The sequence below is a fragment of the Deefgea sp. CFH1-16 genome, assembly GCF_016881365.1.
In the GTDB taxonomy this organism is placed as follows: Bacteria; Pseudomonadota; Gammaproteobacteria; order Burkholderiales; family Chitinibacteraceae; genus Deefgea.
On the sequence record NZ_WLYT01000001.1, the window covers coordinates 2,382,904 to 2,395,935 of the forward strand.

A 13,032-nucleotide genomic window follows, 5' to 3' on the forward strand; every position below is an offset into this window, starting at 1 on the left:
ATGCTTACAAACAATTTGCATTTAATATTCCTATTTATTATTTGCAATCAACAATAAGGTATTAATGATTATATTAAAAATATGGCATGATAATTTCATATTTCCTTTGGTGGTGAATTTATCATGCAAATCAAAAAAATAGCCTTAGTTATCTTGACCTTGGCGATTGCTGTGCCAAGTTATTCCGCGAGTGTTGAGCTACTCAATGTGTCTTATGATCCGACACGAGAGCTTTATCAAGATTACAACAAATCATTTTCTGCTTACTACAAAAAGAAAACCGGCGATGATGTGACGATTAAACAATCGCACGGTGGCTCGGGTAAACAGGCGCGATCAGTGCTCGATGGCTTGGATGCCGATATTGTGACCTTGGCTTTAGCGTCAGACATTGATGTCTTGGCCGAGCATGGCAAGTTACTCAAAGCGGATTGGCAAAAGCAGTTTCCTGACAACGCATCTCCCTATACATCGACGATTTTATTTTTAGTGAAAAAGGGCAATCCCAAAGGCATTAAAGATTGGAATGATTTAATTCGTGCCGATGTGAAAGTGATTACCCCAAATCCAAAAACTTCGGGCGGGGCACGCTGGAATTATTTGGCAGCGTGGGGTTGGGCGAAAAAGAATTATGGCTCGGATGAAAAAGCGCGCGAATTTGTGCAAAAACTATTTAAAAAACGTACCGGTTTTAGATACTGGCGCACGGGGCTCAACCGTGACCTTTACGCAGCGTGGAATTGGCGATGTTTTGGTGACGTGGGAAAACGAGGCTGAATTGGTGTTTCGTGAATTAGGTCGCGATAAATTTGAAATTATTGCGCCGTCATTGTCGATTAAAGCGGAGCCGCCGGTAGCGATTGTCGATAAAAATGTGGATCGAAAAGGTAGTCGTAAAGTCGCGACTGAATACCTCAATTATTTGTATTCCAAAGAGGGGCAAGAAATCGCCGCGCAAAATTATTATCGACCGATTGATAAAGAGGTTGCGGCGAAATATGCCAAGCAATTTCCGGTGATTCAACGCTTTGATATTGATGATGTTTTTGGCGGTTGGCACAAAGCGCAAAAGCTGCATTTTGCCGATGGCGGTATCTTTGATCAAATGACCAATGCCAATAAATAAACCAATTGGTATTTGAGCCGCAGTGCTTTGGCGATGCAATATTGCCAAGCTACTGTGGCGGATTGCTGGTGGTGATATTGAGTAAGTCCTTGTTTTTATTTAAATAAAAATTTAATTTTATTAAATGGAATATAGAAATAGATTTATATTCTTTGTCGCGCTTTTGCCGAGTTGTTACAGTCGCCAGTATTCAAATTAAGGAAGCGCATCATGTCCAAATTTAAAAAAATCGTACTGGCAATTTCGCTCAGTGGTTTCAGCGCATTAAGCTGGGCCGATACCACTTTATTGAATGTGTCGTATGACGTGATGCGTGATTTTTATAAAGACTATAACCCGGTTTTCCAAAAATATTACGAAGCGAAATACAAAGATAAATTAACCATTCAACAATCGCACGGTGGTTCAAGTAAACAAGCGCGCTCGGTCATTGATGGGCTAGAAGCGGATGTGGTGACGATGAATCAAAGCACCGATATTGATGCCATTGTGGAAAAAGGCCGACAAATTAATCCGGGCTGGGAAAAGAAATACGCTGATGAAGCGGCGCCTTTTTCCAGTATGCAAGTTTTAATCGTGCGTAAAGGTAATCCCAAGGGCATTAAAGATTGGGCGGACTTGATTAAACCGAATGTGCAAGTGGTGGTGCCAAATCCGAAAACCAGTGGCAATGGTCGCTATACCTTCTTAGCCGCCGCATGGGGCGCAGCGCTCAAGCAAAATGGCGGCAATGAAGCCAAGGCGCGTGATTTTACCCGCGCGGTATTTGCCAATGTGCCGTTGCTTGATGCCGGTGGTCGTGCAGCAACGACGACCTTTATGCAGCGCCAGATGGGCGATGTATTGGTGACGTTTGAAAACGAAGCCGAAATGATTGCGCGTGAGTTTGGCCGGGGTAATTTTGAAGTCGTTTATCCATCGGTGTCGATTGATGCTGATTTGCCGGTCGCGCTGGTAGATAAAGTGGTCGATAAACGCGGCACGCGCAAAGTGGCCGATGAATATTTACGCTATCTGTGGAGCCCAGAAGGGCAAGAAGTCGCGGCACAAAACTATCTACGCCCACGCAATGCCGCCGTGGCAGCCAAATATGCCAAGCAGTTTCCAGCGATTAAATTATTTGGGGTGGCTGAATTTGGTGGTATGAAAGCCGCGCAGAAAAAATTCTTTGACGACGGTGCGATTTACGACCAAATCTCAGCGGAAATCGCCAAAAAACGTTAATGCAGGTTGATGGAAAACTTGGGTATATCAAGCTGGGCTTTGCTAGTCATTGATCAGATAGATATACCCTAATAAGGTGGCAATGTTCAGATTTGGTGTTGATTGCTTAAATCACAAGCGCTTGAGCGGATCGACTGCAGCCCCTTCCCCCTCGATGGGGGAAGGTAGGGATGGGGGGTGTTGAGCTGACAAAACACGCCGGCGGATCTCCCTCACCCTACGCCCTCTCCCATCAAGGGAGAGGGAATGCCGCGACGCTGACCATCAGCACCTAATCTGCACATTCCCATAAGGAATCACTATGAAATGGAAACAAAGTAGCGTTTTACCCGGGTTTAATTTAGCACTCGGCTATAGCGTGCTGTATTTATCGTTGATTGTATTGCTGCCATTGGCCGCTTTGATTAGTAAATCGATGGGTTTGGATTGGGCGTCGTTTTGGGCGATTGTGACCGAGCCGCGGGTGGTGGCCAGTTATAAAGTGACTTTTGGCGCTTCATTGATCGCGGCGCTGATTAATCTATTTGTCGGCTTGCTGATTGCTTGGGTGTTGGTGCGATATTCCTTTCCCGGCAAACGCTTTATCGACGCCTTGGTGGATTTGCCTTTTGCGTTGCCAACGGCGGTGGCGGGGATTGCTTTAGCTACGCTGTATGCGCCCAATGGTTTGTTGGGGGCGCCTTTAGAGCAGCTCGGCATCAAGATTGCGTTTACTCCCGCCGGTATTGTGTTGGCACTGACCTTTATCACCTTACCGTTTGTGGTGCGCACGGTGCAGCCAGTGCTCGAGGACATGGAAAAAGAGCTGGAAGAGGCCGCATCTAGCTTGGGGGCCACTCGCTGGCAGATTTTTTGCAAAGTGATTTTACCGACGATTTTTCCGGCACTGCTGACCGGATTCACGCTGGCCTTTGCTCGCGCGATTGGTGAGTTTGGTTCGGTGATTTTTATTGCGGGCAATATGCCGTTTAAATCCGAAATCACCCCTTTGATGATTATCTCCAAATTGGAGCAATACGATTATTTGGGCGCGACAGCGATTGCGGTGGTGATGCTGGTGGTTTCATTTGCATTATTACTACTGATTAATGGTTTGCAGTGGTGGATGACACGGCATCGTCGCTAGTTTAGGGGAATAAAATGGCAACACAGATTGCAAAAAGAGTAGTTACCACTGAAGCGCCTTGGGTGCGCTATACGCTGACCGGTTTGGCCTTGGTATTGATCGGCGTTATGCTGATTATCCCGTTGTTTTCAGTGTTTTTTGAAGCTTTGCATCAAGGCTGGGGTTTGTATCAAGCATCCTTAGTCGAAAGCGATGCGCTGGCGGCGATAAAACTGACGTTGATTGTGGCGGCGATTGCGCTGCCGTTAAATTTAACCTTTGGTGTGGCTGCTGCTTGGGCGATAGCGAAGTTTGAATTTAAAGGTAAAAGCCTGTTGATTACCTTAATTGACTTGCCGTTTGCCGTGTCGCCGGTGGTGGCGGGTTTGATTTATGTGCTGCTGTTTGGCGCGCAGGGTTGGTGGGGCGAGTGGCTGGCGGAACACAATATTAAGGTTATTTTTGCCGTTCCCGGCATTGTCTTGGCAACGGTGTTTGTGACGTTTCCGTTTGTGGCGCGAGAGTTGATTCCACTGATGCAAGCGCAAGGCTCAGATGAAGAGCAAGCGGCGTTGGTGCTTGGCGCAAGTGGTTGGCAAACGTTTTGGTATGTCACCTTACCCAATATTAAATGGGGCTTGCTGTACGGCGTGATTTTGGCCAATGCTCGGGCGATGGGGGAATTTGGCGCGGTATCGGTGGTGTCGGGGCATATTCGTGGCATGACCAATACCATTCCCTTGCACGTGGAGATTTTGTACAACGAATACAATTTTGTCGGTGCTTTTGCTTGCGCGTCGATTCTGGCTTTATTGGCGTTACTGACTCTGGCAATCAAAAGCTATATCGAGTGGCGTACCGAGCAGCAAGCAATCGCCGATCGTCGTTCGGCAACGCAAGCCTAAATGCAGCACCGTGTCGCCCAATTGAGCTCAATTGAACCCAATTGAAAGTCGCGGCACGGCGACGCAGCAATCGATCAAAAACCGAATAGATCAGTCACCGTATTGGTGGTCTTAGCATATCACCCTGATACGGTGGCACGAGGAATAAACCATGAGCATCGAAATTCGCAATATCGTTAAAACATTTGGCGACTTTAAAGCGCTCAATGACTTGAGCTTAAATGTTGAATCCGGAGAATTAATTGCATTGCTTGGCCCATCCGGTTGCGGCAAAACATCTTTGCTGCGGGTGATTGCCGGGCTAGAAACGCCAGACTCTGGGCAAATTTTATTTCACGGCGAAGATACCACCGATAGGCATGTGCGTGAACGCCAAGTGGGCTTTGTCTTTCAGCACTATGCCCTGTTTCGCCATATGACAGTATTTGAAAACGTGGCGTTTGGCCTACGCGTGCGCCCGAAAATCCACTCGGCCGAGCGACGCGGAAATCAAACGCAAAGTGCATGAATTACTCAATCTGGTACAGCTCGATTGGTTGGCCGATCGCTATCCTGCGCAACTCTCTGGCGGGCAAAGACAGCGCATTGCATTAGCGCGGGCTTTGGCGGTTGAACCGAAAGTCTTGCTGCTCGATGAGCCATTTGGCGCGCTCGACACCAAGGTGCGTAAAGAGTTACGCCGTTGGTTGCGCCGCCTGCACGATGAAATCAACGTCACCTCGGTGTTTGTGACCCACGATCAAGAAGAAGCGCTAGAAGTAGCAGATCGCGTAGTGGTGATGAATCAAGGCCAAATTGAGCAAATTGGTACGCCAAGCCAAGTTTACGACACGCCAGCCAGCCCCTTTGTGTACCAGTTTTTGGGCGATGTGAATTTATTTCACTCTCGCGTCCACGAAGGCTGGGCCAAGGTGGGCAGCGGTCAATTTGCCGCCGAGCCAGGCGAGCACGCCACCGTGTATGTGCGCCCGCACGAAATCGACTTGAGCCGTGTTGCCAGCCTGCATGCGATTGAAGGCACCATCACCCATATTCGTTTATTGGGCGCGACGGTGAGGCTTGAAGTGGAAGTGGCAGATCACGAAGTAGTTGAAGTCGAACTCACCCGCGAGCGGCAACTCGAAGGCGCATGGCAAGTCGCCGAAACCGTTTACCTCGTGCCACGCGAAGTCAAAATCAGCACCGCAGTTTAATGCGTTTAGCTCAGCCCAATATCAAGGTGGATATTGGGTGAGCGATGAACCTACACCCTTGCCATTAACGAAGTCATTGTCATTAGGCAATGACTTCTATTTTTTGGCCGCTCATTACGACAAACGATGGTTAATGCAACGAGACATACAGCTAAGTCGTGTGATTATCGTGGGCAAGTTAAACTGGCTATCAGTGGGCGGTGTCGGCCCAGAAAGGAAGGTGTTTGTAGCTTGGTGCCGAGCTTGCGAAGCCCAACAATCGCGGTAAACGTTGGGCTGCATTTCATTTAGCCCAACCTACGTACTGGTGCGGTAATTTCCCATTGATTTCCGAGCAATAAAAAAATGACGCTGAAAAATTACCCTTCAAGAATGTATAAATATTTAGCAAATGATCGTATCGATGTTATTAAGAATTGCATCATTCGGTATTCGTGCCTCGGTGATTTTAATGATCCTTTCGAAGGTCAACCCAATATTCAATTGTTGGTAAGTGCTGAGCAGGCGAAGTCGTTGTTTAAGACTCAGCTACTTATTGAAGCTGCACGGCAATTTCCAGAAATTCCATCTTCTGAAAAGGCTCGGATATCAAGCGGTGAGATTCTGGATTCCTTGTTTGAGAAGATCGAAAACGACGCACCAGAATTGCATGAACACATTGAGAAACAACGAAGTACCGTATTAAATAATATTTGCTCTGTCCAAAAATCCTTGGCAGCATTGTGCTTATCGGAGGTGCCAGACAGCCTTTTGATGTGGGCTTCACTATGCTGATAGCCATTCAGGTCTTGTTCTCGAATTTAACACTCATCATCCGTATTTCCATAATTCAGTTACGGAGTTGGATGAATTTAGGCAGCTGCAAAGAATACAATACCGCGAGGCTAGGCCATCTGGAAATTTAACGGACTTAGATTTTCATGATTTCTTTAACGTAAAAAGTGGTCATTGGTCTTATGAACGCGAATGGCGAATTATAAGGGCAATTGTAGATGCAGATAAAACAAACTCATGTGAACAAAATGAAGTGCACCTTTTTAATTTTCCACCTGATGCGCTGACTTCGGTAATTTTTGGGGCAAGAACACCTATTACAGTGATTGATGAGGTTTAAAAATATAGTTACCTCGCAAAGCGAACTGAATCATGTTTGTTTGAAGCAGGCTAAACCTGATGATTCCCACTTTTTACTAAGAATTGATGAGTGCGTAGGTTGGGCTAAATGAAATGCAGCCCAACGTTTACCGCGATTGTTGGGCTTCGTGCCTCAGCAGCGTAGCTCCGATAGAGCGTAGCGAAATCGGAGGGAACAGCATCATGCGTACGATTACGCTGCGCTAATCTTACCTACTCTGCTTCGTCGGAATACACCTTCCACTTTGGGACGATAGCCGATTTTAGTCTGTTTATTCAGGGTATATCTTAGCGACACCAACAAAAACAGGCCTAATCAGTGCGTAGGTTGGGCTAAATGAAATGCAGCCCAACGTTTACCGCGATTGTTGGGCTACGTGCCTCACCACGTACGGCGCAATACTGTAGGGTGCTGAAAGCTACGCGAATCGCGCCGTTGCGATGTTTATTTACGGCTAATGCGGCGCAATTCGCTGCGCTCATTGTCGCCCTACGGCAGATTTAACTCGGCGGACATCTGCCACCCACCCAACCATTTAAGCGGTGACTTTGGTGTTGCCGCATTCGCTCCGTGCCGATTTCATGCCTAAGTAAACAACTCGTTTTCTGCATGAAAGAGGCCGGATCTGGTTTTTTACTGAGTTAAAGCTTACCAATTAGTCTCGCGCTCGGGGCTGGCTGAGGTTTGGTGGATGCTTAAGTCGGCGCCGTTAAATTCTTCTTCGTCAGTCAGACGAATGCCGACGGTTTTTTTCAATACGCCATACACCAGATAGCCACCAGCAAAAGCAATCACCACGCCGAGTAGGGTGCCGACCACTTGCGCTAGGATACTCACCCCACCTATACCGCCCAAGTATGTACTGCCAAATATCCCTGCAGCAATACCCCCCCATGCACCGCAAATACCATGCAGTGGCCAGACGCCAAGCACGTCGTCGATTTTCCAGCGGTTTTGCGTCAGGGTAAATAGCCAAACAAACAGTCCACCGGCAATGCCGCCAACAACCAGCGCGCCTAATGGATGCATGATGTCGGAGCCAGCACACACTGCGACTAAGCCAGCGAGTGGGCCGTTATGAATAAAGCCCGGGTCGTTTTTGCCAACCACGGTGGCGACTAAGGTGCCGCCCACCATCGCCATGAGTGAATTCATGGCCACTAGGCCGGAAATGCCTGCGATTTTTTTGCGCGCTCATCACGTTAAAGCCAAACCAGCCGACGATCAAAATCCAGGCGCCTAAGGCTAAAAATGGGATGCTTGATGGTGGATGTGCGGCGATACGACCTTCTTTGCTGTAACGACCACGGCGCGCGCCCAGATGCAGTACCGCAGCTAGGCCAATCCAACCTCCGACCGCATGCACCACCACTGAGCCGGCAAAGTCATGAAAGGGCGCGCCAAACCAAGCTTTAAATAGATCTTGCATGCCGAAATTATTATTCCACACCATGCCTTCAAAAAAGGGATAGATAAAGCCGACCAGTAAAAAAGTCGCGGCCGATTGTGGATGAAACTTGGCGCGCTCGGCAATGCCGCCAGAAACAATCGCCGGAATGGCCGCAGCAAAAGTGAGTAAAAAGAAAAACTTAACCAGCTCAAAACCATGGTTTTGCAGCATATCGCTGGCGGGGCCAAAAAAATGCACGCCGTAGGCGATGCCGTAGCCAATAAAAAAATAAGCGATGGCCGAAACAGCAAAGTCGGTCAAAATTTTAACCAAGGCATTGACCTGATTTTTTTTGCGTACCGTGCCTAATTCCAAAAAAGCAAAGCCGGCATGCATCGCCAAAATCATAATGGCGCCTAATAAAATAAATAAAACGTCGACACTACTCGCACTCATTGCTTGCTCCCTTAGTGATCAGCTTGAAAACGGATCGGCACTAAAAGCAAGCATTATGCCATTGCCATTAAGTGATTGATTTGATGGGCTTATGGCGCTAGGCGCGGCAAAATGGTGCTCGAATGTTGGCTCTGCAGGTGCAATCAGCGTGCCGCAATGGTGCGTACGGATTTATTTTGGTGCGCTTTTTTGCCGCGCATGGCGAAAATAGCGCGTGTTGGCATAAAAGTCGGCGTCTTGCTCGGGCCACCATTGTGGAATGCCCAAATACGGCAGTGGCGGCAGTTGGCGCGGGGTTTGTAGCGCGTGTTGTTCGATTTGTTCGGCAATTCGGCGATCAAGTTCTTGGCGTTGCGCGATTAAATCAAGCGCAAAAAAAATCCGTATCTACTTGAATCGGCCAGCATTTACCGGTTAGGCCAACAAAGGGTTGCAGTAGGTTTTCCAGCGTGGCGTGGCCAAAAACAAAGGCGCTGATTTCTTGGCCCCATGCTTTGGCTTCGTCAACAAATAAGGTTTGCCATTGATGCGCGACCATCAGCTCCAGCAGCGCCGGGCGGCTATACGGCAAAATTAAGCCGCATTCATCAAACAAGGTGGCCGCATCGCGCACTGGCCCACGGATTTTGCTGTCTGGATCGGCTTGCATCGCTTTAAAGTGCAGCGCATTGAGGGCCACTTTGGTTTTGGGATAGGCTTGCCAAATGGTGGCATTAAACGTGTCATGCCAGTTTAAGCGGGTAGCGACACGGCCTTTTTGGTAGATTTCAAGCTCGTAGTATTCAGTGATGCTATCGGGGTCGACAAACTGAATTTTTGCGCCGCCTTGGGTCTGGATTGGCTCGCTGACCGTTAGCCAATCGGCATGCAATGGGGCTTGGGAAAAGCGTTGTAGATAGGGTAAAACCGGTGCAAAAGCGGGGGTGCTCGAGAAAAAATCAAGGGGCCAAGAGGTCATAAAATTCAAAAATTAAACAGGGTTAAACAGTGCGAAGTTTAACCCTGATCTGGCGCTTAAGCTAAAACTTTCAATGCAGCTTCATAGTTAGGCTCGTCTTTAATATCGGCAACGAGTTCAGCATGGATGATTTGATCATTCTCATCCAAAACCAGCACTGCACGCGCAGCAACGCCAGCCAATGGCGCACTGGTGATTTCAACACCGTAATTGGCCAAAAATTCACGACCGCGCATGGTGGATAAATTCACCACGTTCTCAATGCCTTCGGCACCGCAAAAGCGGCTTTGCGCGAATGGCAAATCAGCAGAAATGCACAATACCACGGTGTTTTCGAGTTTGGCGGCCGACTCGTTGAAATGACGCACTGACATCGCGCAAGTTGGGGTGTCAACGCTAGGGAAAATATTCAAAACTTTACGTTTACCAGCAAAGCTAGCCAAACTCACGTCAGAAAGATCTTTAGCCACCAAGCTAAATGCCGGTGCGGTGCTGCCCACTGCTGGGAATGTGCCGTTGAGGGTGACTGGATTGCCACCAAGAGTAACTGATGCCATGTAATGCTCCTTAGTTTTTATATGAATGCTGCATGAAAGTAAGTGGGGTTGTGTTTAGTAGTAAATCAAAAGTGAGAATTTGCTTAAATAGCGTAATTTTTATCAGTCGCAGGCGGGGCTAAAAAAAGGGGGGCTGGGTATTTACAGACACAAAAAAGCCAAGATGGATCGTAGATCCGATCTTGGCGCTCAGTTTGCTGCGGTTATTCGATACTGAGTACTTCGACTTCCGTTACGGTGGCGGTAGCGGCGGGCGGGTCGAGCAAATCCAGCGCCGATGCATAGTTGGGTTCGGCATTGAGGTCACTCACCAGCTCGGAATACAAAATGGTGTCGTCGACATCGAGCGCAAATAAGGCGGTGGTCATCAGGCCAGACAGTGGAATATCGGTAATCATCACGCCGTAGTCTTTATGAAAATCACGCCCGCGCAAGGTTGACATCAGCTGGATTTTAAGAAAACGTTCAGTATCCAAAACTCGAGATAGCGCATACGGGGTATCGACCGATACCGTCATAATCACGGTGTTTTTGAGCTCATACCCTATGGTTTCGAGTTTTCTGGCAATGGTTAAACCAATCGCCGCATCGATGCTAGGCACCACGGCGATGAGTTTTCTTTGCCCCCAAAACTTAGACAGCGGCACATCTTGTAAGTGAATGTCGACCAGCATAAAACTATGTGCCGTTTCACCAGCGCGAGGGAAACGGCCACCAATACTGACAGGGGTGCTATTGAGCATAACGGTCGACATTGATGATCTCCTGAGTTTATCTAATCAGTATGACTTCAATTGTCAGAAAAACAAGCGATCTTAATATAAAACCAAAACAGAGAGTAGCCAGTTGAATGTAAATCGCCCAAGTTCAACTGTAAGAATGCGGGGATTTCTTCGTTGGCTTCGATGCGATCTTGCTGGCGCTCATTTTGCAGCAAATATTGTTTGGCGGTGAACACTTTGCGAACGATAACGCGTTCATTGTCGTCAGTCAGCGTGAGCTCTAGCTTGGGTAACGCTTGGGCAAAAGGCGCTAGATTACGCAAGGTGGCATTCAGTTGAATTAACTGCGGATTATTGGGAATAAAACTGAGCTCTGAATATTCCGAGCGCAGCAATTGCGCTTTTTGTGGCAGCGGCATGGCGCAATCGAGTTTGGCGCACAGTGCCAGATATTTAGGGCGTAAAGCCGGGAAGTCTTGGCTGAGCTCCAGTCGAAATTGATACAACAATTGCAGCACCAAGATCATCACTGTCAATAGGCTGGCTAGCGCCCACCAGCCGGTGTGTTGCGCGGTTTTTTTTGTGCGGTACAAATAAATCGTCATCACTCAGAATCGGCTGATATTCAGCATTGCTATCGATTGCAACTTGGCTTGGGTTTGGCGCGCTCATGACTGGCTGGCTGCTGTTTTCAGTCGCCGCAGCAGCGGCCAAAGCCAGTTCAATTTCCATTGCCAGTGTCGGGTCTTGTGCTGCGCTTGGTGTAGCGCTCGTTTCAACTTGGCTTTTAGGTTCGCTTTCAGTCTGCAATGCCGGCTCATCACTGATGCTGCCGTTGCGAGCGAGGACTTCAAACTGGAGCAAATCGATTTCTTGGGCAATGTCATCGGGTATATTGCTGTCACCTTTATTGATTAAAGGCTCTGCGGCTATACCTTGCTGATCAGCTTGCGTATCGAGCGGTTCAAATCCCGTTGCGATGGTGTCAGTGTGGCTAGCTGGATGATCTGGCTCAGCGAGTGGAGCTTGAACTGCACTCTGACTGGAAACAGTTTCAGCGGCAGAGATTTCACTGTCAACGGTTTCACACAGGGGGGGATTTCTCTGACAATGACATCGTCGGATTGGTTTTGCTCATTGCCAGCAATGGGCGCTTGCATAAAATCAGGCGCATGAAATACAAACGCACAGCGGCCACAGCGCACTTTGCCTTGATGTGCGCTGAGCTGCTGATCGGTTACCCGAAAGGCGGTGCTGCAATTGGGGCAGCAGGTAATTTGGTTCATGCGCTGACTTCACTCATTAAGCGGATTTGCGAATACCGGAGAGGCAAACCCAACCTTCGTGCTCGGCGGCTGGCGAAAAATCAAACCATTGGCTGTAAATGGCGATAATTTCATGCGCTTGTTCGGCCAAAATGCCCGATAGCACAATTTTGCCACCGATACGGCAACGGCTGGCCAGTAAGGGCGCTAATGCTTTGAGTGGATTGGTTAGAATATTGGCAACGACCACGTCGTAGGTTTTGCTCGGCGCGGCATCAGGCAAAATAAAACTGGGCGACCACGTTGTTTTGCTCAGCATTTTGGCGGCTGGCAATCATCGCTTGGGCGTCGATATCCACGCCGTCGGTTTCGCCTGCGCCGAGTTTGAGCGCTGAAATCGCCAAAATCCCACTGCCGCAACCGTAGTCGAGGACGTTTTCACCGCCAACGAGGTTGGAATCTAGCCATTGCAAACACAGACGAGTTGTTGGGTGGCTGCCGGTACCAAAGGCTAAACCGGGGTCCAGTTGGATGCTCACTGCCGCAGGATCTGGGCAGTCGTGCCATGTTGGGGTAATCCATAGGCGCGGAGAGATTGGGATTGGATCAAATTGCGATTGGGTTAAGCGCACCCAGTCTTGATCGGCGACGTTGATGATCTCGAAACTTGGCGCTGGCAGTTGCAGGATTTGCGCTGCGTGCTCAACAATGGTGGCGACATCCATCTCAACATCAAACAGCGCCACCACAATGCTGGTTTCCCACAATTGATCGACCGGCTCGCCCGGTTCGCCAAAAATAGGCTTTTCAGCATCGGTGCCTGCAGCTGCGTCTTCAATCGACACGGAAAGCGCGCCCAAATCAAATAAGGTGTCCGAATAGCCTTCTGCTTGTGCAGAATCGGTTGTTAGGCGGAGTTCTTGCCATGCCATGATGCGGTTCCTAAGTTCTGTAGGGACGTATTTTGCCACGAACCGCACCCTATCGACGAAAAAG

At 48.6% G+C, this 13,032-nt stretch carries 15 protein-coding genes and 3 pseudogenes; 8 read left to right on the forward strand and 10 right to left on the reverse strand.

Annotation, left to right across the window (positions count from 1 at the left end; all coding sequences use genetic code 11):
* The first annotated feature begins 123 nt into the window (after window positions 1-123).
* The 8 genes and pseudogenes from GKO28_RS12990 to GKO28_RS13020 form a co-directional block, all read left to right on the forward strand.
* A complete protein-coding gene (locus GKO28_RS12990) occupies window positions 124-777 on the forward strand; it encodes a sulfate ABC transporter substrate-binding protein (protein ID WP_307839017.1) in 654 nt (217 codons plus the stop codon).
* Window positions 659-1,126 (forward strand): sulfate ABC transporter substrate-binding protein, encoded by a 468-nt coding sequence (locus GKO28_RS22340; protein WP_307839018.1) that lies wholly within the window; start codon window positions 659-661, stop codon window positions 1,124-1,126. The genes GKO28_RS12990 and GKO28_RS22340 overlap by 119 nt, the downstream gene beginning before the upstream one ends.
* A gap of 210 nt (window positions 1,127-1,336) precedes the next feature.
* Entirely contained in the window at window positions 1,337-2,350 is a 1,014-nt protein-coding gene (locus tag GKO28_RS12995; protein WP_182076543.1) for a sulfate ABC transporter substrate-binding protein, read from the forward strand.
* Window positions 2,351-2,651: 301 nt separating this feature from the next.
* Window positions 2,652-3,476 carry a sulfate ABC transporter permease subunit CysT gene (cysT, locus tag GKO28_RS13000; protein WP_182076544.1) on the forward strand — a complete coding sequence of 275 codons (825 nt, stop codon included), beginning with the start codon at window positions 2,652-2,654 and terminating at the stop codon, window positions 3,474-3,476.
* A gap of 14 nt (window positions 3,477-3,490) precedes the next feature.
* On the forward strand, window positions 3,491-4,360 hold the full coding sequence (cysW, locus tag GKO28_RS13005) for a sulfate ABC transporter permease subunit CysW (protein ID WP_182076545.1): 870 nt from the start codon (window positions 3,491-3,493) through the stop codon (window positions 4,358-4,360).
* 151 nt (window positions 4,361-4,511) lie between these two features.
* Window positions 4,512-5,553: pseudogene (locus tag GKO28_RS13010) on the forward strand (sulfate/molybdate ABC transporter ATP-binding protein).
* 345 nt (window positions 5,554-5,898) lie between these two features.
* Window positions 5,899-6,327, forward strand: a complete 429-nt coding sequence (locus GKO28_RS13015; protein WP_182076546.1) for a hypothetical protein — start codon at window positions 5,899-5,901, stop codon at window positions 6,325-6,327.
* 49 nt (window positions 6,328-6,376) lie between these two features.
* Window positions 6,377-6,667: pseudogene (locus tag GKO28_RS13020) on the forward strand (hypothetical protein); the annotation flags it as partial.
* A gap of 669 nt (window positions 6,668-7,336) precedes the next feature.
* Here GKO28_RS13020 and GKO28_RS21610 read toward each other — a convergent pair.
* From GKO28_RS21610 to prmA, 10 genes and pseudogenes are all read right to left on the reverse strand, one after another.
* Complete coding sequence (locus GKO28_RS21610; RefSeq protein WP_282099301.1) at window positions 7,337-7,843, reverse strand: ammonium transporter; 507 nt, start codon at window positions 7,841-7,843, stop codon at window positions 7,337-7,339.
* Window positions 7,764-8,534, reverse strand: coding sequence for an ammonium transporter (locus tag GKO28_RS21615; protein WP_282099302.1), 771 nt, complete (start codon window positions 8,532-8,534; stop codon window positions 7,764-7,766). Before GKO28_RS21615 ends, GKO28_RS21610 begins: the two co-directional genes overlap by 80 nt.
* Before the next feature lie 171 nt (window positions 8,535-8,705).
* Window positions 8,706-8,921, reverse strand: coding sequence for a DUF3025 domain-containing protein (locus tag GKO28_RS22925; protein WP_182077484.1), 216 nt, complete (start codon window positions 8,919-8,921; stop codon window positions 8,706-8,708).
* Entirely contained in the window at window positions 8,899-9,492 is a 594-nt protein-coding gene (locus tag GKO28_RS13035; RefSeq protein WP_182076547.1) for a DUF3025 domain-containing protein, read from the reverse strand. The genes GKO28_RS22925 and GKO28_RS13035 overlap by 23 nt, the downstream gene beginning before the upstream one ends.
* Window positions 9,493-9,548: 56 nt before the next feature.
* The gene (tpx, locus tag GKO28_RS13040; RefSeq protein WP_173533432.1) at window positions 9,549-10,049 is read right to left on the reverse strand and encodes a thiol peroxidase; all 501 of its coding nucleotides are present in this window, start codon (window positions 10,047-10,049) and stop codon (window positions 9,549-9,551) included.
* Between the two features lie 203 nt (window positions 10,050-10,252).
* On the reverse strand, window positions 10,253-10,804 hold the full coding sequence (tpx, locus tag GKO28_RS13045) for a thiol peroxidase (protein WP_182076548.1): 552 nt from the start codon (window positions 10,802-10,804) through the stop codon (window positions 10,253-10,255).
* A gap of 35 nt (window positions 10,805-10,839) precedes the next feature.
* Window positions 10,840-11,280, reverse strand: coding sequence for a DUF3426 domain-containing protein (locus GKO28_RS13050; RefSeq protein ID WP_203564142.1), 441 nt, complete (start codon window positions 11,278-11,280; stop codon window positions 10,840-10,842).
* A complete protein-coding gene (locus tag GKO28_RS13055; protein WP_182076550.1) occupies window positions 11,225-11,635 on the reverse strand; it encodes a hypothetical protein in 411 nt (136 codons plus the stop codon). Before GKO28_RS13055 ends, GKO28_RS13050 begins: the two co-directional genes overlap by 56 nt.
* Window positions 11,636-11,700: 65 nt before the next feature.
* Window positions 11,701-12,057, reverse strand: coding sequence for an MJ0042-type zinc finger domain-containing protein (locus GKO28_RS13060; protein ID WP_182076551.1), 357 nt, complete (start codon window positions 12,055-12,057; stop codon window positions 11,701-11,703).
* 16 nt (window positions 12,058-12,073) lie between these two features.
* Window positions 12,074-12,968 (reverse strand): annotated as a pseudogene (gene prmA, locus GKO28_RS13065) (50S ribosomal protein L11 methyltransferase).
* Window positions 12,969-13,032: the final 64 nt, after the last annotated feature.